Consider the following 21,690-nt stretch of genomic DNA (forward strand, 5'->3'; position numbering starts at 1 on the left):
CATGCCAATTCACGTCCACGCTCAAGGCGCCTTTCTGTTAGGTGCTCTTCGAGGAGGCGATTCTCAAGTAGATGTGGTAAAAGCTGAGCCGGAACTTGTTCGGCTCGCCGCGGCGAAACCAATGCTGCTTTGTATTGCCCCGTGCAGACGCCTGAATAAATCCATCTTTTACGAGATGTGCAATCGCTTGCTTTAGTGCCCCATCGCTTAAATTTAAGGCCGTACGAAGATGGTTTGGCATGACCAGTGCAATGCCCTGAACCGCCGCTCGATCTCGTTTTAAAACGTAGTCCGAGTCTCGAATTTGGTCAGGTGAAAGGTTTGACCGCGCGGCCAACACGGCGCGCTCAGGATTCATGAGCCATTCCAAAATCCGCTGAGCATTATGTGCGGCCAACCTGTTGTAATTGCTGGGCTGCTCGAGCGCGGCCCAAACGCATCTGCAGATCGCATCACCAAGGTGTGCACGAGTCCAAGGCAGAATGCCATATTCAATCGCGAGAAAACCGGCAGCGCGGCAAACCGCAAATCTTCGAAGCACGCGACGCTGGCTTGTATCAAGTTGAGCGAAAGCCGGCTGGTCGATGAAGTTATTAATTGAGGCTCTCGCATGTCCTTGCGCTCTCCCAACGTTAGCATGCACCCGATGAATAAATTCGGGCATCGCATGACCATGATTCTGGGCAATTGCGGCATTCAGGCTCTTAATTATGCGCTCCGAAAAACACCGCCGATCTCCCGCTATATTTGGAGGAGGGATGTAATCGATAACGCCATGTGACGTTTTGGAGTCCGCAGGCACAGGCACCCCAATGAAACGTACACTGGCGCCAAGTCGCATTTTTTCAGCCTCGGCCTGTTCGTTGGTCGATAAATAAATTGTTCTGAAAGTAGAGGTCGCCTGACCGTGTTCGGCCATATAGGCGCTGTTGCGCACCCGCGTTTTGCCCTTACTAAGCTTGTAAGCAAATTGCTGTCGCAGGCGATCTCCCTGGCCGGTGTCGGCAGCCTCCCCCGCATCAATAGTTAATGGCAAGTCATTGTACGCCTGCGCAAGGTCCTGAAGACCCTGTACCGTTCCATCCCAGGTTGCTGCGCTACCGCGAGCAATGGTTGAACCGGCAACGTCGGTAGTTGTCGTCTTTCCCGTTGACGAAGGCCCCCAAAAATTGAAGCCGAAATTGTCAGGCTCGTCGTCGAGCAAACGCAGAAGTGGGGCGGCGAAGGCCGCGCACAGCGCCAGCATGATCCGAGACGAGTGTCTGGCCGGTCGAGCGACCGTCGCAATCCAGTCGTGCAGCGTCCCCCTCCGCTTCAACTCGACCCCGATGTTCTGTGAGGTGCAGGGCACCTTCTCCTTCGACGGCAGCCGGAACTCGCCGTACTGGAAGAACGATAGGTCTTGGGACCATCCCCCATGCTCCGCAATCCGAATTGTCACTTGCTGGCCTTCCGGCGAACGCGCGTAGGCATCGGCAACTTGCTTCAACGTATCGGCGTCTTCGGATTTGATTTTGGGGCCGGTGTATCCGTTTTGATCCAGAATGCTCATCAGCCGTCGGCTATCGCGGATCAGGCCGTCATCGATAGCTACTTGGCAGCGCTTTCCGGTCTTGGACCGAAACACGAATTCGGTTTGAATTGTGCCATGCGGGTGGATGAGGGTACGGTAAATACCCAACCCCTCAATGTTTGTCGCTTTGTCTCGCATTACAGGCCCCTGCATTTCAAAGTGAGAAGCAAGCGGACGGTGCCGGAATGAATTTCAGTCTCGTCTGTCTCGCCGAGACCCATCGTAGGCGCCGCTTGCCTGTAATGACTTTACAAGGGGGATGAATACGTGATTCGACTGGCGAATATTTGCAGTAGTTACGGAATAAAAATCAATTGGAGTCGCTCCCCATGCCTATCTTCGCCCCCACCTAGAGCCTGGATCACGATTCCCCCATTCTCTGGTGATACCATCCCGGCACCGGCTCATGCGTCGGGTGGACCGCATTGACCTCTGCGATCTGGAGCGGCCAAAGGCCGGGTTTGATGAGCAAGGTCCTTGTGGTCGAACCCTAATTTAGGTGGTCGGTGGTCGAGGCGAAGGCCGGTAAAGGCCGTAGGCACCGCGGCTGAGAGGGGGCAGAATTGGTGCCCACCGAGGCTCCGCGATGCCGACCACCAACGGGCTCAATTCTCTGCGGCGCCGTGGGATTGCCGGGACCGGTGCAAGGCACCCATTTGGCAGAATTCGGTGACGGCAGAGGTTGACGCCAGACGGCAGGCCCGGCCCCGAACCCAATCCCGCGATGGGAGGACCCTGCATCTTCGGATCAAGGACGCGCAACGTATCCCTGTGCCGCTTTAGCCCGCGGAGGACGAGGAGGTCACGGGGCTCAATGCCGGACTCAGCTACGAGCCGGCGCATTTCCGTGGTCCACCCGTCGTTGGTCGGCACCGTCTCCCCGTAGAGGGGTTTGAGTGGGTTTTGGAGGTCTTTCAGACCGTAAAGAAGAAAACTGGCGAGGCCGCCTTTCGCCTCTCTGGGCTGTCGGATTTCAATGGCCTTTTTCCCTTGTGCCCATGGGCGCATGGCTGCGCGGAAAGCCTTTTTAGCCCGCCTGTCTGAGAATGCGATGCGGCCAACGCCATGGAAATGGAGCAGGAGCCCGACGGGGCCGTCCGTCTGGCCAAACCGGGGGCGAACGACGACGTCGATCACGAATGCCCCAAGCGTAAGCCCTGCTTTTTTGATCGCGCGCAGAAGCTGACGTTTCGCATTCCGGATATGGGCTGCGGTAACGGCCCCGCGTTCGAACCAGAGGGTGGGCACGAGGATGGTGATGAGTGACCAGCACTGCTTTTCCTCCTCCGACAGGGCCTCCAAGAACTTGGTGACGGGGGAGAGCGCCCGACGCCGGTCCTCTTCCGACCAGGGCAGTGGCGGCGCGTCGAGGTCTGAGGCGTCGCAGGAAAAATAGGGGTCGTCGAGGTCAGTGTGCGACCGCTTGGATTGACGGGGGGCCGCTTGGTGACTGCCTACCTTCCCGAGGCGAGGCAGGGGCGGGAGGCGCAACTGATTTCCGCGCCTTGGTGCCGCGGCGGGTGGGGAGTTTATAGATGGAGGACGTGGGACTGGTGGGCGGCGCATGGACGTGTTTCCGGGCTTCACTGCCCTGACTTTACAAAACAGGGGCGACGATCCGCGCCGTTCGATCACTGGACCCCGTAAGGAATTCCATGGACCTCAGCATTGGTCTGATCCCTTGGGAAGTTGAGCGCCAGCGCCGGCCGAACTGCCACTGTTAGGGGCCGCGGCTGGCTCGTTCACAACCGGGAGGGTCGAACAGGGGTTATGGTAGGTCGCCCCCAACCGCGGGGGCGGTCGGATGGTAATCACTGTGGGCATAGCCGAGCATGCCCTTTTTGACCCTATGAGGGCCGCATCAGACGAGCGCGACACCTGAAAATCCTGATTTGTCAGCTGCTTCTGGTGGTTCGTATCGGGCGCCAGTCTGGTTCGGCGAATGCTTTGAGGGCCGCGCCACGCTTCCTCCCCCTTAGGATCGTTGCGCGACTGTTGAGAATGAGGTCGAGGACAATCGTCGATGCTGTACGGTACGCTGGAGTACGCCTACGCTCAGCCCTTCGCGGACTCCCTCGTCCGCGCCTTGGATTTCAGGGCCTGGGTGATCGGGCAGACAAAGTTCTCGGCCTTGGCCGGCACAGCGCGGCTGCTCCATGAAGAAATGCGGGCACGTCGGAGCCGGGGGGCGGCCACGTGGTGGCGATCACACTTCACCGAGCGGTGTCGGTGCGAGGGGTGCCGGGGGCAAGAGACGGACGTCCTCGCGGTTTTCGAGGCCGAGAATGGAGCGCGCTTCGCGCTCCATGTCGAGGTGAAGGGGCCAACCGACAGGTTCCCGGCCCGCCGTGATCAGGCAGCAAACTACGGGATTCGTGCCTCCTGTTGGGCTAAATCTGCGCCGAAGGCCGTGGTGCCTCATGGGGATGCGGCGACCATGCTGCTGTGCAGCGCCTCGAAGCTCGCCGAGTACGCGACACATCTTCCGAAATTTGGCTCAGTGATTACGTTCGAGGCCATCGCCGGCCGGTGGCCGGATGCGACAGCACCCGGCGTCATGAACCTCAGGGACGCGAGCATACCGTAAATAGCAGTCGGGACATCGAGGCCGCCCCCGGCTGATAGGCCAGAACGTGACAGCGCCCACGTTCGCCCCCAACCATGAGCGAACCGTTTTACCTACAACGCTCGTTCTACATGGCAGCGTGTGGAGCTGAGGCCGCTATGATCTTCTATTGCTCTTGCGCTCCCACCGCGATGAGGGGTCTGTACCGGCGAACGTGTTCGAACGTTTCCGTCCGTAACCCGAGCACCTGCAGATTTCCGTGCTGATCCTTCTCGATCAAAACAGCGGTGAGCCCGGTCTGCAATTCATCAGCAACCTCCGAGAGATCAGCGCCATGAGCCTGTGCTTTTAACGCCTGAAGGTGGGCGGCGTGTTTCGTAGATGCCGCCTGTCGCTCCGGGCTCGGATGAGCCTCGCGGTCTTTCTCAGCGCAGCCGTCAAGGCCCCCTTCCTCCTTGAACAGATGAGGAAACGCATGCGGCTCCACCCCCTTTTCGTGGGCGAAGCGTAAGACGCCTGCGTATCGGCTCAGGTTGGTGCGCTGGCCCTTTTCCACGGCACCAAAAACGAGCTTTACGATGGGCAAGAAGGGGTTATGCGTACGTGCGGTCACCCTAATTTTATGGTGGGAAAGGAGGAGCGCGTAGCCCTCGGGGTCTTGGGATTCCCCATACTCGTAAAGAAGCGCCGCTTTCTGCAGGCACTGCATCAGCAGGTGTTCTTCCCGCTTTTTTGAGTTTTTGAACTGCTGCGCGGCGTCGGTGCATTCACGAAAAAGTTGATCAATAGGCCGTCCATTTGTGGCGCCTTCTGTGACGCGCGGAGAGCGAATTGGGTCCTGTTCGAGTTTCTTGGGGCCAGTTTTGGAAACGTTCGCGCGTGCTAGTGTCGGCCCTCCCACGGCGACCTCCGTGCTCAGAGCCGGCGCCGCAAGCATTGACCGTTGTCCCCGTGTGGGGATCGTGGCGAATGGGTCGTCGTCCAAGCCGAGTACCGGCGGGAGGACCTTCCTTGTGTATCGCCGCGGGGACAGGACACGTAACGGGCCGGGGGTATCCAGCTCATCGATCACGTTGGGTATGGGTTCGTCGCTCATGGTCGCTCATCGCCATACCGAATTGGGAGATCGAACTTAACGGGCCGTCCGGCGGTTGCAAGTGTTCCGGGCGGAACAGTTCGTTGAACGGCGATATCATGTTTTAGCAAGGCTTGCCTCTCTTTCGACGGAGCGCAGTTCCGGCGGCGTGCCAAATCTTGAGTGGCTTTGGGCAGACCTTGGGTAGGGGTGATCGGACCCTAATTTAGGTTCGGCGTGCCGCTGGTGGCGGCAAGGGCTCCCAACAGTTCGCAAAGGCCCTCTGTTAGGCCGAAAAGCGTCTTCTGGTGGGGCGTTAGAACGGGCGGAACCTCTGTCCGGCTGACCAAAAATTCTATTCCGATCACCGTTCGACCCAAGGGGCGAATCGACGCCGGTCTGTATGTCCAGTCCGTCTGATCTCACGAGAATGGGCGACCAAACCGGCTCACGCAGACTTAGCGTTGCACGCCGAACTCCGAGAAAGCCTAATTTGGTTTGAACACGTCTCCGTTCTCGAATGTTCGGAGCGCAGACGTGCTGCTGGTCGGCAGTGAGGCCCCAATGCTAATTTTTGGACGTGAACCAGGGCAGTCCCGCTCACTGCGCGGACAGCATCCCTCGCCAATTACAGAAAGGCGCACAACGCCCAATGACGCAATTTGACCCTGGCCCTGACCCAGGAGTGGAGCACGTGCCAACGAAAGGCGCGTGGCCGCTACTCCTAGACGATTATCCCGAGGCCGTGGTTCGGATCGCAAACCTGCGTGCGGAAGGGGTGCAACATCTCGTTTTCGCGTGGATTGAGCTATTCCCGTTTGACATGACACCGCCGGCTGGTTGGTTCGCTGGCACTAAACCCTGGCCCGTTCCCAGAACAGCGAACTGGTCGTGCGGCTTCTCGGCAACGAAGGTTTCGACGGCCGATGCGGTCCGTTGGTACCTTGAGGCCAGTGCGGGGCTTGTAAACATTGCTCCGGCGGTCAGTAAGCGCGTTCTGGTGCAGCCTGTCCAATTTGAGGCTGAGCCGGCTTTCGGCAGGTTCGCTCTGGGCGTGGAGGCTCCGTTCTTGCTGCCTTGGCACGACGGGCCGCGGGTCCATCGGCTCGTGCCGCTGCAAGGCCCGCCCCGCGCTGTTCGCGTACTGAGCCGATGCCCGGAGGCGCGGGAATGGATGGGAGAGCACCTGGGCTTCGACCCGTTCATGTTTGACGAGTGGCTGGGGTCCGTGGCGATGATCGCGCCCGATCCCCTCTGTTGCGCCATCGAAACGTACCCAGGCCAGCGAGAGGCTGACGGTGGTGAAACCCTCAGAATTCGCGTTACGCCGAGGCGGAATGCCGGCCGAACCGCAGACCTGTCGACAGCGACGTTGCTTGTGGGCGAGCGCCGCTCGGGCGCGTGGACGTCGGTAATGCCCCTCCCGCTCGAGCCAACCCGCAGGACCATCGCGTTCCCACAGATGTTGGGGGAGATTGGCCACGCGCTCGTTTGCACCCAGCGAGGCTTGCTTCGGCTTGTTGAGCCGCACCAATGGTTGCGCCAAGTCAACCTACACCTTCTTATGGGCGTCGGGCGAGCAACGATTGAAGTCCCATCGGGTGGGCGCCGCAAACAGGCACACGACTACGAAGTGAGCTTGCGGACCAACGCGACAAAATCTGTCGTAGGGGAGGCGATGCACGAGGGAGCGGCCGCGCGGCTGGATCGTTTGATTGGCCGCCGTAAAAGCCGGGAGAAGCGCGGGCGCGCGCCTCAGCACGTCTTCGGACGGCACTCTGGGGGCGTAACCTCGGGGGCGGACAGCAAGGCGGCGCGGGACCTAGCTCACGAGTTCGTTCTTGGCCTTATCCGACGCGCATCGCGGCGGCTCATTTTCGTTGACCCCTATTTTGGGCGGCGGGAATTACGTGACCTCGCGTTGCGCAATGAGAACCCGGCTGTGAAGCCCCATATCCTGACGGGCCAGCCCGGCCTAAGGGCCAACGTCGGTGATGCTCCGGGATTTCAGGTACAATCCGGGCTCGCGCTCGTGTCGGACCTCGTCGTGCTGAAGGAGCAATACGGGTCACGAACCCCGGTAGTACGTGTCATGCCGGGGGGGGATACGCCGGACATTCATGATCGCTTTTTGATTGTCGACGATGAGGTTTGGCATTGTGGTCCAAGTTTCAATGAGATCGGTGAGAGAACCGGCGTGATCGTTCGCCTCCCCAACCCGCTCGAAATCCGCCGGGCAGTAAGCCGGGTATGGGCGCGCTCGCAGTCAATCGAGGATTTAGCTCCACAAATTGGTAACGGGCAGGGCCCCGTATGACCTCGTGGGAGGAAGTACGCGCCGCCGGCGTCACAGGCGCAAAAGCTAGACTAAACTCTCGAGACGATGTGGAGGTGTTGCGCGGGCACATGGTCGCTTGGATCGAGGCTGCGCGCAGCGACCCGGCCTCGGACCCAGAAGGCACTGGTGGGACCACCGCCCTCGTTGACGCGTTTCAAGCCGCTGGCTTACCCGACCTTGCCGCATACGCGCGCTCACCCGCGCCCAGAGACGGCCCCATACCGCACGAATGCTGGCTATTCGCAGCCTTGCTCGGGCGGGCCTGCGCCGTCGACGTGATTGCTGGCTTTAATTCAGGCGTTCGTCGCAATCCTAATTTTCTGGGGCTTGGGTCGTTCGGCGCCTGGGACGCCTTTCTTGCCGAATTGAATGAAGTTATCGAGTCCGATGCGCGGTCACGCGCGAGCTTTTGGGCTGCGGTATCCGAATTCATCGACACCATCGCGGCCGATCCCGGTGCGTTCGCCTGGGGCAGGGCCGAGGTGAAGAACGGGTTGCGCGCGGCGGTGGACGAGTACCGAGCGAAGCCATCTCCCAAAGAGGCTTGGGAAACGCGCCTCGACAGCCACGTGTGGCTTGAAAACAGTTTCTTTTTCGACATCGCGCGGCAGCTCGACACCGCGCGCCTGTTCGGCTTGGTCGAGCGGCTGCCCCACCCGGTATTTCTGAGGCTCGGGCTTGGAGAAGCCGATGCCGTGAAAGAGCACGAAATCGCTCGTTTGCTAATGCTTGCGCAGCCCGCCTTCGACCCCGCAGGCGTGTTCCAGAGCGTCGGCATGATCGCGGTCCACCTACTAAGCAAGGCATCGCTGCGCCTGCGCTGGCTATCTGGAGACGGCCAAGTTTTTGATGCGCCCTGCAATGCGGAGGACGAGGCGCGGATCGTCTCGGATATGGAGCGCGCGACCGCGGGACTCGAGGTAATTCTCGATGCCCTATTTTCGCGGCGCGATGCCACGTGCCTTGGATGGGCTTGGTTGGAGCGGCTCGTCTTCGAGGGCGAGCATCGTGGCTGCTGGCGCCCGCGACACCATGTTGGCGAGGGCCGGTATGTTGATGCCTGGATCATCGTGGTTCACGGCCTTGCCCAACGCCTTCGGCCTCGTACCGACGCACTCTCTTGGACGCTGGCACGGGAACCGCTGTGGCGCAGCGACCGTATGACTGCGGTCCTCGCCTCCGTCATTTTCTCTGAATCGCCCGACCGCGCGGCCATCGCGAATCTGCTTCGGTCGATGCTGATGTCGGTTGAGCCACCGTACTCTGGCGCTGCCAAAGCATTATCCGGATCGGGGTCTCCGCTGGCCAAAATCGGCTGCGACTGCGTTCTCTCTCTCGACGAGCCATCCACGTTTCTCGCGTCTACATGGCAGGAGTTGAGGCCGTACAGAGAGCGTGCTTGGCGAGGGCGCAATCGTGCCGACGAGACCGCTGGTAACCCCGCAGAAATCCTCGTGCTTTGGGCGCTGTATGCGCTTGAGAAGGCGCCCCCCGGATCGGCAGCCGAAATGTCTCGAATGGTGGAGGCTATGTTGTGCGACGCCTTCCAAACCGACGCCCAGGGGGCGGTACGTGATTTCTGGCTTGCGGCGACCGAGCGATTTAGCCGGACATTGGGCGCAACGCGCCCCGAGGGCGCGGACGAGGTCCGCGCCGACGTCGTGGAATTCCTTCGGCCGTATCTCCGTGACGATGAGTACGTCGTACGGATCAGCATGGCGCTTCACAAATCTGGAGTATCGGTGTCGATCATCATCAACTCACTTAACTCTTTCGGCTTCGATTTGACCGAAGCTGTCCATGAATTTATTGAAAAAGAGGCAAAAGCAGGGGTGCACAGCAGACACAGCCCATCGTGGATAAGTGAAATGGCGCAGACATTTTGCTTAAATATGGTCTCGGCTGCGCTCTAGATTCGGGTTTGAAGCTCGATATGTTGGCAGCGCCACGTTTGAGGACTGCCGCTATCAAAAACTGAATTAGCTCGAACACGCCCCAGCGACCATGGCCATCGCAAAGCGCCAATCTCTTTCGTTGAACGTGTTGCGGTATTCCGCTGAGTAGCCGCGAACCTCAGGAATGTGGGCTTGTTTGCCAGAGGCGATGACGTCGAACACCGCCCACGAGACGTCAACTTTGTTCTCTGTGCGAATGACGTAACGATTCCGGTGGCCATCTTCATGGATCGTGGCCGTCCTCTCGCCCGTCTTTTTGCTGAGGCAGATACCGCATATAGAGGTAGGGGAGCGTTAAGCTGCGCAATTCATTAGTGGGAAATGATGCACGCAATCGTGAGTGAAGCCGAACGGCTCGCATGCCTCAGGGGCCTCGGCATCCTCGACACGCCGCCCGAGCATGAGTTCGACACTTTGGTGCGGACGGCCGGGCAAGTGCTGGAATGTCCCATTGCCCTTGTCACGATGGTGGATGAGAACCGGCAGTGGTTCAAAGCCGTTTGCGGATTGAGCATCGACGGTACCCCGCGTGAGGACGCGTTCTGCACCCATGCTCTGAAGGCCGACGACCTGCTCGTCGTGTCCGATGCAACAGTCGATTCGCGCTTTGCCCACAATCCCCTTGTGACCGGGGACCCGCACATTCGCTTCTATGCCGGCATGCCAATTCGCATCGAACGCCCGCACGGCGCCGGCCCCATCGCCGTGGCTACGCTCTGCGTTATCGACCGTCAGCCGCGGGAACTGGATGAGGCTGGCATGACGGTTCTGCGGGACCTCGCGCAGCTTGCCGAGGCCCTCCTGACGGCCCGCAGCAATACCTTCGCGCTCGTTCGGCTCGCGGAAGAGCGCCGTCGGACCCTGGAAGCACTCGACCGAAGCAACCGCCAGCTTCGTCAGGCAGAACGGATGGCCCGAATCGGCTCGTGGAGACTCTGCCTTCGCACGAAGGTTATGGCCTTCTCGGATCAGACCTATGCCATTCATGGAATGCCTGTGGGCAACGAAGTGCCCCTCGAGGCAATCCTCGATTTCTACTCGGCACAAGGACGCATCATGATCGAGACGGCGGTCTCGCGCGCAATCTCGAGCGGTGAGTCCTTCGATATCGAAAGCGACTTTTGTAATGCCCAGGGCGAGGCCCTACGCGTGCGCCTGAAGGGCGAATTGGAGTTCCGTGCTGATGAGGCAGTGGCCCTGATTGGGGTGCTCCAGGACATCACAGAACGGCACGCCATGGAGCAGGCCCTTCGCCACGCCGCACAGACCGATGACCTTACGGGCCTCGCCAGCCGAAGCCGCCTCAACCTGTTTCTCGATGAGCGAATTCGGCTGGTACGCGAGAATGATAGCGGCTTCGTCCTTCTGCTCATCGACCTCGATCACTTCAAGGTCGTGAATGACGCCTGTGGGCATCCTGCCGGCGACGACGTCCTACGAGTGATGGCCGAGAAGCTTCAGGCCTCTTGCGGAGCGGACGGGCTTGCGGCTCGGCTAGGCGGCGACGAGTTCGCCCTCGTAATATCCGAGAGCCTCGACGATGCCGAATTGAAAAGGCGCCTTAGGCATCTCCTCGCCACGTTACGACACGATGTCGAAACGGACACGCGCGTCATCACCGTGTCGGCCACAATCGGGGTCTGCCGCTTCGACGTGACAATCGCGAGCCGAAGCGGCTTGATGAAGCGGGCCGACGAAGCTCTCTACCGGGCAAAGAACCACCAACGCGGGTCCGCTGCGGTCGCCGGGGAGGAACGCGTCATCGTCCCGGACCAAGTGGCACACTTGAGATCAATAACTGGCAGGCACTAGCCGGCATCATGCTGGTAGACCCCTGGTGGTCACCGCCTTTCTAAGTCGAAAAGGCCGGCCCTATGGAGTAAATGCACCAAGGCAATGGCAAGCGCCATCGTCAGTGATGGTTTTTGCATGTGAAGCGATGGCGTGAAGCAAACTCACCCATGACGCCTGCATCGTCGGCTAGGCGGATGCCTTGGCTTTCTTCGTCACAGACCGCTCCCTCTTGCCCTTCCGTTTGGGGAGTGGCGCAACCGGGCGCTCTTCCACGCCGCGCTCCTTGAGTGCGAAGTCGTAAAGCTCTCCGGTCTGGCCTGGGTTCGCATCGTGTCCGTCCGACAGGGAGAAGAACGCGGCGCGCACGATCTCTTTCTTGGTGGTCTCGGGGTACTTCTCACGCACGGCGGCGATCAAATCCTTCGGCTTGATGCCGGGGGAGGCGACGTGACGGAGGGTGGTTGCGAGATCAGATATGGAGGGCATAGCTCGGTCCCAGTGGCTAGGTATCTGACCCCTTCATGCCTCTCGTTCGGCGTCTTAAGCCAGCATGATATTTTTAAGACAGTCTGCACCTGTTGGTGTGTTGTAATGCAACCACGACCTAGGATCGCCTCTCCAGGTAGGAGATGAGCGTTCCCTTCCCGAGACCGGAACAAACACTCAGGCGCGCTCACTGGGTTGGTGGCGCGCCTTTTATGGCTCGGCTGTCAGTGAGCCGTTGCCGCCGAGCTTGTCGACTGTCCGCACGCCTCCGCGATCTCGTGGATGAGATCGAGGCGCTGTTGCTCAATGAGGTCTGAGAGAATGTCGTCGCCGTCCTTATCGATCACGGACACGATTCGGATGGCGGGGAACTCACCTTCAAACATCACCAGCGCTTCGGATTGTCCGTAGGGGTCATGTGGATCGAGACAAACGTGGCTTGCCATGTGGCTTCTCGTGGCCTTGAGGTGAACAAAAACTCCATATATCGCGAACGCAACGGCAGTAAGACGGGTTAGCTGCAGTAAAATTCAAATTTTTGGGATAGCGGTCTGAGCGGGGGGCCTCTGGAGCCCTCTCAGGACGCTCCCGGAATGTCCAAACAGAAACGGCGCCACCTAAGATGCCGTCCTCACTAAAGCTTCTTCGGCAGCGGCGTGAGCCGGAATGCAGCCAGCGTCAGGTCCACCTTGGTCACGATGCTAAAGGCAATCGTGATGAGGGCGAGCCCGTTCACCGCCGCCTGCCGAGCCGCCACTTCTGGAATCAGACCTTTGGTAAAGACGGTGACGAGCGCCACGCATAGGGCGGCGATCAGCGCCATGGCCGAATGGCGCAGATCGGCGCGAGAGCGTTCAAAGGCGCTCTTGCCCAGGGCCTCGTCGTAGCGGTTCAACTCGATATGGATGTTGGCAGCCGAGGCTAGCGTGATGGTCACAAGCACGCTCATGAAGCCGAGGTATTCATAGTTCACGAAATTTTTCGCGGGTGGGAAGCGCACGAGGGCTGCGACTATAACGTGAATTGTAAGGATTTCACTTACGGCACACATCCGGCTGATGCCCGTGCGTAGAACCATCACCGTTTCGATTACATCGGAACAGGACGACCTCATTCGGTCCTGCCTGAATTCCGGCCGCTTCGCGAGCACTAGTGAGGTGGTGCGGGCAGCCCTGCGCCTGCTCGACCGAGACGAGGCAGCACCCCAGACGTCTATCGAGAAGCCTTCGATGCAAAGCGACGCCCCCCGTGCATGACACCTTGCTCACGGACGGGCGGAAGGCCGCCCCGACCTTAATCGGTGGCGGTGAGATGGGCCGGCGTGTTCGTGATACGGATTGGTCCGCTACGCCGCTCGGCGACTTCGCGCTGTGGCCGCAGTCGCTACGTTCCTCCCTGTCACTGGTCTTGAATGCCAAGGGGATCGCCGCCCTGTACTGGGGACCGGAGCAATGGCTACTCTACAACGATGCCTACGGTGCGGCGCTTGGAGACCGACATCCGGCGGCTTTCGGGCGTCCGATGCCGGAGGTGTTGACTGACATAGCACTCGTCCTCGGGCCGCAGGTCGCCGAGGTGCTGCGAACGGGTGAAGGTTTCGCCATCGAGAACCTTTCGATGACGATGCACCGGCATGGCCGGGATGAGGAAACGGTCTGGACCTACAGCTTTTCACCTGTCCAAGGGGAGGAAGGTACGTTCGCGGGGGTACTGCTCCTTGCGACGGAGATGACGAGCCGGAAGAAGGCCGAAACTGCGTTGCGCACCAGCGAGGCGCGCCAACGCCACCTCTTGCACCAGATGCCCGGCTTTGTAGCGGTGCTGACCGGTCCGACGCACGTCTACGAATACGTCAACGAAGCCTACGTGACGATAGCGGGTGAGCGCAGCTACCTCGGGCACAGCGTGCGCGACTTGTTCCCAGACATCGTGGGGCAAGGCTTCTTCGAATTGCTCGACGGGGTCTACGCGACCGGCGAGCCTTTCTCGGCCAGGGCCATCCCAATCCGCTTCGGTGACGACGACGAAGACCGCTACATCGATCTTCTGTACCAGCCAATCCGCGACGATAAAGGCAAGATCACCGGCATTTTCGTCGGCGGTTACGATGTCACCGTGCAGAACCGCGCGACGACCGCATTGCGCGAGCTGAACGAGACGCTCGAAGAGCGGGTGGCCGAGCGGTCTGCCGTCCTATCCGAAACTGAGGAGAGGCTGCGCCAGTCGCAGAAGATGGAGGCGGTGGGTCAACTGACCGGTGGCCTTGCCCACGACTTCAACAACCTTCTCGCGGGGATTAGCGGCTCTCTGGAGATGATGCAGAACCGCATGCAGCAGGGGCGGTTCAACGACGTCGAGCGCTACATGGCGGTGGCGCAGGGCGCCTCGCGACGCGCAGCTTCTCTCACTCACCGCCTCCTCGCATTCTCACGCCGTCAGACGCTCGATCCGAAGCCAACAGACGTGAACCGGCTCGTCTCCGGAATGCAGGAGATGATCCAGCGTACCGTGGGACCCGGCATCCCTGTCGAGGTGGTCGGCGCGTCCGACCTCTGGCCCGCCTTGGTCGATCCTCCGCAGCTTGAGAATGCGTTGCTCAACCTCGCCATCAACGCTCGCGATGCGATGCCGGATGGTGGCCGCATCACCGTTGAGACAGCCAACAAGTGGCTCGACGAACGAGCCGCACGCCAGCAAGACATGCCGGAGGGTCAGTATCTTGCGCTCAGCGTGACCGACACTGGCACCGGCATGCCGCCCGAAATCATTGCCCGAGTGTTCGAACCGTTCTTCACGACCAAGCCCATGGGCGAGGGGACAGGGCTCGGCCTGAGCATGATTTACGGGTTTGCGCAGCAGTCCGGCGGGCAGGTGCGCATCTACTCCGAGGTCGGACAGGGCAGCACGATCTGCATCTACCTGCCACGCCATTACGGCGAAGTCGCCGCCGATGATCCGACCGACAAGCTTGCCGTACTGTCCCGCTCCGAGCAGGGCGAAACGGTGCTGGTTGTGGATGACGAGCCGTCCGTGCGGATGCTCGTCACCGACATCCTTGAAGGCCTCGGCTGTCTTTCGATTGAGGCCGGTGACAGCGCGGTCGGCTTAAAAGTCTTGCAATCGGACGTGCGCATCGACCTGCTCGTGACCGACGTGGGACTGCCCGGCGGCATGAATGGACGCCAGATGGCCGACGCAGCCCGCGTCGCGCGGCCCAACCTCAAGGTGCTCTTCATGACCGGCTACGCCGAAAACGCGCTCGTCGGCAACGAACACCTTGCTCCCGGCATGGCGGTCCTGACCAAGCCATTCCCGATAGAAACTATGGCTGCGCGCATCCGTTCGATGATTGAGGCGAAGCGGTAGACGGCGGCAGGCTGCATCGGCCGCTTTGGGGCGAGGTTGTGTGAAAACGCGTCCTGGGCTGATGTGGGTAGAATAATTTTCTACAAAAACCCTAAATGGTCGCAGTCGCGGCGAATTGAGCCGGTGTTTCTCACTTTGTCATGGAAGATTGCGCTCCGGCGTAGCGAAGTGCCGACGTTTTTACACAGCCTGCACCCTTCTCGAACGTTTCCTCCCAACGGCAATGGCCGCCGATTTGAATTTAATGTCCCCATCCCGATTCGCCGTCGCACATGCAGTTAACTACCGCTGAAGCTTCGCTTCAAAATTTTGCCTATCCCCGCGGTGGTAAGGGTGAAGCCCTGTTCAAGCGCTGCCAGCCTCATCTGCTCGCCCGTCGCCTCACTCAACTTCATCCGGTGAAGTTGAGAGACAAAAGCTCGCTGGGCAGGGTCAGGAACGAGCCTCCCTTCCGGGTCAACCAAATACCCAAACGGGACCCGCCCACCCTTATACCGGCCAAGCTCGGACTGCTTGTCTTTGACTGCCTTTCGCTTCAACGAGACCGCGTACCTTGTACCGCCAGCGAGGGCCAAGAGGATGTTGGCCAGCGACTCGTCGGTCTCAAGCTCCGCTTGTCCCCCGCGGACATCGAGAGCACGGATCGCAAACTTCCGCTGACGTGCAAGGGCGAGGCTTGCGTGAGCGTCTTCGGCCCCTCCGAATAGGCGGTCGAAACGAGCCGCCACCAAGACATCATTGGGCTGCAGGCGGGCGAGCGCTGCCTTTCCCTGCGTTCGTTTGTTGAACGGGCAGTCAGCCCCAAACCCTCGCTCGACATACACGTCGTCGAAAATGATGCCGACTGAGGCGGCCCAGGCGTCCAAGGCCAAGCGCTGAGGCTCGATCTGGTCGGACACGTGCCGGGCTCGCAATTCCCGACTTCGGACGTAACCGTAGACCCTTGCAGGCGGTGAAGTGGATACTCGACGCGAGCTCCATTGGGACGCAACGGCCTTTACCGGGGGAGTCTTCACGAAGGCAGCCCTCGAATTAGCCAAATGGGCGAACGGTACGGCTCATGTCATAAACGTGCACATGTTCGCAACCTACGCGGTACAGCGGTCAAAAATTGCGCATAAGGAAAATAATAAACGTGCAGCCGTCAGGCGTAAGAGCGAATTCTGGTGCTTTGTAAAGGCAAAGTAGGCCACAACAGAGGAGGTCTGCCATGCCATCGTTCACCCACACCCAAATGCGCTACACGGTCCCGGAAGCCCGACGCGTGCTGTCCATCGGTACGACGCGAATTTACGAGCTGTTCAAGAGTGGGCAGCTCGAATCGATGACGGACGGCCGCCGACGGTACGTCTCAGCCCGTGCGCTCGACGCCTACATGGAACGCCTTGACGCTGAAAATGCCCTGAAGCAGCAGCCTCGGGGCACGAGATAGGCGGCGCGACCTCGCAGCGGATTTTGTTTGGAGGCTCAATCCGCCCCCGCCATCTCGGCGGGGGCGGATGGATGGTAGGCCCCGCAGTAAGCGGCCCAATCGTCCATCAACGCACGACGCTTTGGGAGCAGATCACCGCGCCTGTAGGCCGCCTCGACCTTGCTATCGATGGTGTGCGCCAGCGCCATCTCGACGACATCGGACGGAACGTGCGTCGTCTCGCTTGCCCAGTCGCGGAACGAGCTCCGAAAGCCGTGAACGGTGATGTCAGCCCGCCCCATGCGCTTCAGCACCGCCAGCATCGCCATGTTGCTGAGCGGTCTGCCACGCTTGCCGCCGGGAAATACGAATTCGTCGATGCGGATTTCGGCCATTGCAGCCAGAATGGTCTGAGCTCCCGCAGACAACGGCACGCGGTGCTCGGTTCTCGCCTTCATTCGGTTGGCCGGCACGGTCCATACTCCCGAGGCGCGGTCAATCTCTGCCCAGCGTGCGCCGATCACCTCGCCGGTACGGGTTGCGGTCAAAATAACAAAGGTAAGCGCCCGAGCCGCAGTTCCAGGCTGGTTAGCGACCGACCTAAGAAACGCAGGCACTTCGTCAAACGGTAGAGCAGGGTGATGCTCAACCTGCCGCACCCGCGACTGCTTGGGGAGCAGGTTGGCGAGATGCCCCTTCCATCGCGCCGGGTTCTCACCCATCCGGTAGCCGCGCGTTGATGCCCAATCGAGAACCGCCTCGATCCGCCCCCGCACTCGACCAGCAGTTTCGCTCTTGCTGGTCCAGATGGGCTCGACCGCCCGCATCACGAGGGCGGTGTCGACGCCCCGCACAGGCAGGCTACCGAAGACGGGGTAGGCGTAGGTTTCGAGTGTCGCCGTCCACTGTGCCGCGTGCTTCGGGTTGCTCCATCCGGCTTTGTGGGCCTCGATGTAGGCGGTGGCACAGTCACGGAAGGTGACGGCCTTGGCTGCTTCGATGGCAGCCTCCTGGCGCTGGCAGTTCCTTACCTCGATTGGATCGTGCCCCTCTGCGCGGAGCTTCCGGCAGGCGAGCGCGTTCTCGCGAGCTTCGGCAAGCGAAAACGTATTGGCCGACCCCAGCCCCATCTCACGGGCCTTACCGTGGAGGGTGAAGCGAAAAATCCAACTTTTCGCCCCTTTGCCGGTCACCTGAAGCCAAAGGCCGCCACCGTCACCATACATGCCGGGCGTCTTCTGGCGCTGAACGGCAAGGGCAGTGAGCTTTCCAGCCATACAATCTAACCCACGTTTCTACCCACACCATAAACGCGAAATCAGGCAAACGCCAGCGGTCACCTACGAAAGCAAGGCGACACAAACTCGTTCGTTTTCAGTGATTTAGCGGTTGAATGCGAATACTGGCGAAAGCATTACTGGCGGAAGGGGTGGGATTCGAACCCACGGTGGAGTTGCCCCCACGGCGGTTTTCAAGACCGCTGCCTTAAACCACTCGGCCACCCTTCCAAGTCGTTGCAAAAGCTAAATAATTTGCCTTTGTCGATGCTTGGACTTCTCGCCCGTTGCCACCGGACCGCTACCCGACCATCCGGCCGCCTTGTCTATGGCGGTACGCGGGGCAGCGTCAACCTTCGCGGCACACGCACACAAGGCAACGAGTCCAGGTTAACGATTTGGTCCGATGGCCGGCTAAGCGTCGGAGATGGTTGACCGCTCGGCCCGGGCGGCGAGCCAGTCGGAGAAGGGGAACGCGGTCAAGAGCGACGTCGCCCGAACCGACATGATCGGAAGCCTCGTGGGCCGGATCGATGCCAGGGTACGTCGGTGCGTGGCGCGATGTTGAAAGCGTTCGGCGAGCCGCCCGCCCATACCTGAGCGACCGAAAATTTTGTATTCACTTTTGAAACCGGAGCAACGATTCATCCGTTTCGGCGCATATGACGAAAGCGAAAGCCCGCCCGAGGCCCGCCCCCTTCTTATCGGTTACAGCCAGCCGTCTCCATGCTGCCGACGCGGCCTGGGCTGCAGAGCTTGCGGCATGGTTTGGCGACGAGATGGTCAATGCAGTCTCGAACCAACCGGTGGGCCGTGGGGAAGAGGGAACCAAACTTCGGGCTCTCTACGATGCCCGAAGCCGTGAGCTGTCCGATTGGCAGCGCATCCGTGGCCTGAGCTAGCCCCGCGAACCCTCTCCTCCGAGAGATCTGCCAAACCGAAAGCCCGGCCGCGGTGATGGCGCGCCGGACTTTCCTGCGTTCACAGGAGCGATCGCGCAGCCCCCGTCTCGAATGTTATCCCAGTCTCGGTCCCTGGGGCCGGACAGCCATCTGGTCTGAAGAAGGCTCAGCGGCGGCTCTCGCCGGATGGCATATCGGGCCCATCCTCACGCGGCGTGCCATCGTAGCCCTCCATCCAAGAGGTCCGATCTTCGCTGTCGCGAGGATAGGGGCAAGCATCCTTGGGGTGACCGTGGATCCGCGCCTGGGCGCCCTGTTCGATGGGATCGGAATACGCGTGACGGATGTCGGCCATGGGACTGGCTCCGGGGTGTGGCTTTCATCGATCAACCCGCCCCTTCGTCCGATGATCCCGCGGCCAAAAGGTTCAGGCAGATTCCAAGACGGTTTCGCAGACGTGCCCCCGGTTCTGCGATGAAAACCTGCGACACATCGAAGAGCTAAGCAGCGTGCGCGTTGGCGCTCCAACGCGAACCTGTTTAGCCCTCGCTCACTTCGACCGCTTGGTCGGGGGCTTTGCTGCAGCTGCATCCGCGGCATCGCGCTCGAGGCGCTGAGCCTTCAGGCGAACGATCTGATCGTCACGCGCCGTCTCCCGGACTCTGACCTCTTCCCAGACCTGACCGGCGATGTCCGCGCGCTCTGCGGCCTTGGCCGCCTTGGTGTCCTTGCGATCCTGATGGCCGGCCTTATCGTCCGTCACTTGGATTCCTCCGATTGGCACGGCGCCGCACCGCACTTTTATCCTCGACACCACGGCACCCGATGGGCAGGCGTGAAAGAAATTTCCTCCGACAGGTGGCTCAAGCCTGCGTCGGGAGAAGCATCAGGCCGTCCGGCTCCACATCGAGGGACATCCCGGACATGAGGGCACGCCGTTGATGCGCCCTCTCGCCTGCCTCCGTCCCGCATTTCTCAATATGTGCGACCCGGTTGACGACCTGAAGGTTCGGCGCTCCCCAGAAGGCCAGGAGTTTGGGCCAAGGGGCATCGCGGTGCTCGCGCCAGACGCGATAGAGCGGCGTGCGATGGTCGACCTCGGCGGTTTTCAGCAGGCGCTTCCCGGACGCGGCGCAGCGATGGTGCTGATGCGCCTTCAAAACCTTCACCTGGTCGCTGGGCGCGGCCCAGAACTTCCAGGCCGTGACGCAGGCCGAATGCCAGCGGGCGTTCTTGTTCGGCGTGCCCGTGCCCCACAGATCCCTGTGCCAGCCGAAGCGGAAGACCGGCTGTCCGCAGATGCAGCAATGGCCGGGGCCGCGGGCATGCGCGGGCTCCCGATAGGGAGAGGGCGGCATCCGGAAGGTGGCGGCGAGGCCCGAACCTTTCTCCGAGCCGAGACGCCACGTCCATCCCTCCGGCTGGCCCGAGCGCGTGGCCAGCGCCCGCGCCAGGCGATCGGCCCGGTGGACGTGGTTGCGCCAGTAGCTCTCGACGGCGAGGCGCGGCGTCGGTGGCATCAGCGGGCGGGACAGCGCGTGCTGCAGGACAGGCGCGGGGAAGACGGCCGGGAGCGCCCGTTCGAGCCGGGCGCGGGAGCGTTCGTTCCGCTCCGCACGCCAGTCCGATGCAGCGGTCACGCCGGGTCGAGGACGCGAGCGCGGGAGACCGCAGGCGCCGGAGTCGGGGCCAGGGCCGGGGCCGGTACGCCCGCGATGGCATCGGCGAGTTGGTTCAAGCGTAGCGCGAGGTCGCTCACCTCGTTCAAGGCGATGGCCTTGTCGCCACTCTTCACGGCCCGGGTGATATCGCTGATCTGCATCTTCGCCATGCGCGACAGTTCGGCGGAAAGCTGGTCCCTGGTCATCGGTATCCGTCTCGGTTCGGCGGTTTCGTGCCTAACGAGGCCTAAAGCCGGAGGGTTACCGGGCGGTTTCAGCCAGCGGAAAGCAGGCGTGCCGCCGGTCCCCGAACCGCGACTGTCACGGCCGAGGTGCGGGAGCGGGGTTCTGCTGCGTCGGCGCTTGCTGAGTTGGGCTCTGCGGCGCCGGCGACGGCTGTTGCGGAGCCGTGCCGGGGGCGGTCTGACCGTCCGACAGCGTCTGGTTCGCCTTGGTCTGCAGCTGATCCGCCGTCTGCTGGTTGATGAGCCCATAAGACACGGCAGCGGCGAGGGCGACGGCGATAACGGCGCCGATGATCGTCTTCGTGAGCTTGCTCTGCATGGACATGCCTCCTGCGGTCGCCTCACGCGAGGCGCCCTCCAAAAGAGCAAAGGTGGTGGCTCTCAGGCTGGTTCCGCTCCGGTCTTTCGTCCCATGGAACGAACGGAGCAGCCACGTCGGGCGCCTGGCGCCCGCTTCCTCGGCCTCACCCCCGGCCCTTCAGCTCTTCCCCCGCTTCGAAGCGTGAAATCGCCTCGGTCGATCCCTGCGCTGACTCGGCACGCTCTCGGATGCCGATCCCCAGCGAGGCACGCCCCCTCCATCCACGCCCGAATCCAGGCCACCACCATATCCCGGGAGGTGTTCGAGCGCCGATGTCCGCGCAGGGCAGCGTCGAGCGTCGCGGCATCGAGGGAGAGAACACATGCCGGAATGTGCCGGCCGCTTTGCGCGATCCCGGTCTGCAAGGATCCCGGGAGGAACGCCGGGCGCCTGTGGCGCAAGCCGTGGACGCGCATTGCGGGGCAGGGTGGCCGATGGGGGCGGGGAACCGCGTGAACGCGGGCGTCGAGCCGTTCGGCCGTACAGCCGGCGCGTCGCCCCAGCATGAGGACGGCGTCGTCCGACAGGCGCATGCCGAGCTGGAGACGCTCCGCGGCCTGCCGAAGGCGGTGGCGGCGCGGTTCGTCGTCGGCGAAAGGCGCGCGCGGGGGAGGGTCGGTCGACGCATAAAGAAACGGCCGGGGTTTCCCCCGGCCGCTCATCGTCGTGACGGCTGATCC

The 21,690-nt window shown here is 61.4% G+C and carries 21 protein-coding genes and 1 tRNA gene; 9 read left to right on the forward strand and 13 right to left on the reverse strand.

Features of this window, described 5'->3' with window-relative positions:
* Positions 1 to 37: 37 nt before the first annotated feature.
* Positions 38 to 1,711 carry a DUF927 domain-containing protein gene (locus tag ASF26_RS22200; RefSeq protein ID WP_162240228.1) on the reverse strand — a complete coding sequence of 558 codons (1,674 nt, stop codon included), beginning with the start codon at positions 1,709 to 1,711 and terminating at the stop codon, positions 38 to 40.
* 927 nt (positions 1,712 to 2,638) lie between these two features.
* Between ASF26_RS22200 and ASF26_RS16080 the strand changes: the two genes are divergently transcribed.
* Together ASF26_RS16080 and ASF26_RS16085 are read left to right on the forward strand one after the other, a co-directional pair.
* A complete protein-coding gene (locus ASF26_RS16080; RefSeq protein ID WP_056255948.1) occupies positions 2,639 to 2,839 on the forward strand; it encodes a hypothetical protein in 201 nt (66 codons plus the stop codon).
* 757 nt (positions 2,840 to 3,596) lie between these two features.
* Positions 3,597 to 4,160, forward strand: a complete 564-nt coding sequence (locus ASF26_RS16085) for a hypothetical protein (protein ID WP_056255951.1) — start codon at positions 3,597 to 3,599, stop codon at positions 4,158 to 4,160.
* A 145-nt stretch (positions 4,161 to 4,305) separates the two neighbouring features.
* Here the strand turns inward: ASF26_RS16085 and ASF26_RS16090 are convergent, their stop codons facing one another.
* Positions 4,306 to 5,076 (reverse strand): hypothetical protein, encoded by a 771-nt coding sequence (locus ASF26_RS16090; protein ID WP_156463018.1) that lies wholly within the window; start codon positions 5,074 to 5,076, stop codon positions 4,306 to 4,308.
* Positions 5,077 to 6,037: 961 nt separating this feature from the next.
* Between ASF26_RS16090 and ASF26_RS16095 the strand changes: the two genes are divergently transcribed.
* The 3 genes from ASF26_RS16095 to ASF26_RS16105 all read left to right on the forward strand — a co-directional run bounded on the left by ASF26_RS16095 (position 6,038) and on the right by ASF26_RS16105 (position 11,319).
* Positions 6,038 to 7,531 carry a VPA1262 family N-terminal domain-containing protein gene (locus ASF26_RS16095; protein ID WP_280136363.1) on the forward strand — a complete coding sequence of 498 codons (1,494 nt, stop codon included), beginning with the start codon at positions 6,038 to 6,040 and terminating at the stop codon, positions 7,529 to 7,531.
* Positions 7,532 to 7,620: 89 nt separating this feature from the next.
* On the forward strand, positions 7,621 to 9,465 hold the full coding sequence (locus ASF26_RS16100) for a hypothetical protein (protein ID WP_156463019.1): 1,845 nt from the start codon (positions 7,621 to 7,623) through the stop codon (positions 9,463 to 9,465).
* Positions 9,466 to 9,843: 378 nt separating this feature from the next.
* Positions 9,844 to 11,319: a diguanylate cyclase gene (locus ASF26_RS16105; protein ID WP_244475962.1), complete on the forward strand. Its 1,476-nt coding sequence runs from the start codon at positions 9,844 to 9,846 to the stop codon at positions 11,317 to 11,319.
* Positions 11,320 to 11,487: 168 nt separating this feature from the next.
* Here ASF26_RS16105 and ASF26_RS16110 read toward each other — a convergent pair whose 3' ends face one another.
* The 3 genes from ASF26_RS16110 to ASF26_RS16120 form a co-directional block, all read right to left on the reverse strand.
* The gene (locus ASF26_RS16110; RefSeq protein WP_156463020.1) at positions 11,488 to 11,706 is read right to left on the reverse strand and encodes a hypothetical protein; all 219 of its coding nucleotides are present in this window, start codon (positions 11,704 to 11,706) and stop codon (positions 11,488 to 11,490) included.
* A gap of 305 nt (positions 11,707 to 12,011) precedes the next feature.
* Positions 12,012 to 12,233 (reverse strand): hypothetical protein, encoded by a 222-nt coding sequence (locus ASF26_RS16115; protein WP_056255968.1) that lies wholly within the window; start codon positions 12,231 to 12,233, stop codon positions 12,012 to 12,014.
* Positions 12,234 to 12,421: 188 nt separating this feature from the next.
* Positions 12,422 to 12,760: a hypothetical protein gene (locus ASF26_RS16120; protein ID WP_056255970.1), complete on the reverse strand. Its 339-nt coding sequence runs from the start codon at positions 12,758 to 12,760 to the stop codon at positions 12,422 to 12,424.
* An 85-nt stretch (positions 12,761 to 12,845) separates the two neighbouring features.
* Between ASF26_RS16120 and ASF26_RS22205 the strand changes: the two genes are divergently transcribed.
* Both ASF26_RS22205 and ASF26_RS16125 read left to right on the forward strand, forming a co-directional pair.
* Positions 12,846 to 13,043, forward strand: a complete 198-nt coding sequence (locus ASF26_RS22205; RefSeq protein ID WP_082477674.1) for a type II toxin-antitoxin system ParD family antitoxin — start codon at positions 12,846 to 12,848, stop codon at positions 13,041 to 13,043.
* A 55-nt stretch (positions 13,044 to 13,098) separates the two neighbouring features.
* On the forward strand, positions 13,099 to 15,153 hold the full coding sequence (locus ASF26_RS16125; RefSeq protein WP_056256901.1) for an ATP-binding protein: 2,055 nt from the start codon (positions 13,099 to 13,101) through the stop codon (positions 15,151 to 15,153).
* A 278-nt stretch (positions 15,154 to 15,431) separates the two neighbouring features.
* Here ASF26_RS16125 and ASF26_RS16130 read toward each other — a convergent pair whose 3' ends face one another.
* Positions 15,432 to 16,169, reverse strand: coding sequence for a recombinase family protein (locus tag ASF26_RS16130; protein WP_280136360.1), 738 nt, complete (start codon positions 16,167 to 16,169; stop codon positions 15,432 to 15,434).
* Positions 16,170 to 16,363: 194 nt separating this feature from the next.
* Between ASF26_RS16130 and ASF26_RS16135 the strand changes: the two genes are divergently transcribed.
* Positions 16,364 to 16,585, forward strand: coding sequence for a helix-turn-helix domain-containing protein (locus ASF26_RS16135; RefSeq protein WP_056255975.1), 222 nt, complete (start codon positions 16,364 to 16,366; stop codon positions 16,583 to 16,585).
* A 35-nt stretch (positions 16,586 to 16,620) separates the two neighbouring features.
* Here the strand turns inward: ASF26_RS16135 and ASF26_RS16140 are convergent, their stop codons facing one another.
* The 7 genes from ASF26_RS16140 to ASF26_RS16170 form a co-directional block, all read right to left on the reverse strand.
* Entirely contained in the window at positions 16,621 to 17,841 is a 1,221-nt protein-coding gene (locus tag ASF26_RS16140) for a site-specific integrase (RefSeq protein ID WP_056255977.1), read from the reverse strand.
* 141 nt (positions 17,842 to 17,982) lie between these two features.
* Positions 17,983 to 18,072 (reverse strand) — tRNA-Ser (locus ASF26_RS16145).
* An 837-nt stretch (positions 18,073 to 18,909) separates the two neighbouring features.
* Positions 18,910 to 19,098 carry an Rmf/CrpP family protein gene (locus tag ASF26_RS16150; protein ID WP_018043730.1) on the reverse strand — a complete coding sequence of 63 codons (189 nt, stop codon included), beginning with the start codon at positions 19,096 to 19,098 and terminating at the stop codon, positions 18,910 to 18,912.
* A gap of 195 nt (positions 19,099 to 19,293) precedes the next feature.
* The gene (locus ASF26_RS16155) at positions 19,294 to 19,506 is read right to left on the reverse strand and encodes a hypothetical protein (protein ID WP_056255979.1); all 213 of its coding nucleotides are present in this window, start codon (positions 19,504 to 19,506) and stop codon (positions 19,294 to 19,296) included.
* A gap of 100 nt (positions 19,507 to 19,606) precedes the next feature.
* Entirely contained in the window at positions 19,607 to 20,383 is a 777-nt protein-coding gene (locus ASF26_RS16160; RefSeq protein WP_056255980.1) for a hypothetical protein, read from the reverse strand.
* On the reverse strand, positions 20,380 to 20,610 hold the full coding sequence (locus ASF26_RS16165) for a hypothetical protein (RefSeq protein WP_056255986.1): 231 nt from the start codon (positions 20,608 to 20,610) through the stop codon (positions 20,380 to 20,382). Before ASF26_RS16165 ends, ASF26_RS16160 begins: the two co-directional genes overlap by 4 nt.
* 115 nt (positions 20,611 to 20,725) lie before the next feature.
* Positions 20,726 to 20,968, reverse strand: a complete 243-nt coding sequence (locus ASF26_RS16170; protein WP_056256904.1) for a hypothetical protein — start codon at positions 20,966 to 20,968, stop codon at positions 20,726 to 20,728.
* Between the two features lie 314 nt (positions 20,969 to 21,282).
* Between ASF26_RS16170 and ASF26_RS16175 the strand changes: the two genes are divergently transcribed.
* On the forward strand, positions 21,283 to 21,687 hold the full coding sequence (locus tag ASF26_RS16175) for a hypothetical protein (RefSeq protein ID WP_056255989.1): 405 nt from the start codon (positions 21,283 to 21,285) through the stop codon (positions 21,685 to 21,687).
* Positions 21,688 to 21,690 lie beyond the last annotated feature (3 nt).

The sequence above is a fragment of the Methylobacterium sp. Leaf93 genome (assembly GCF_001422345.1).
GTDB classification, from domain to species: Bacteria; Pseudomonadota; Alphaproteobacteria; order Rhizobiales; family Beijerinckiaceae; genus Methylobacterium; species Methylobacterium bullatum.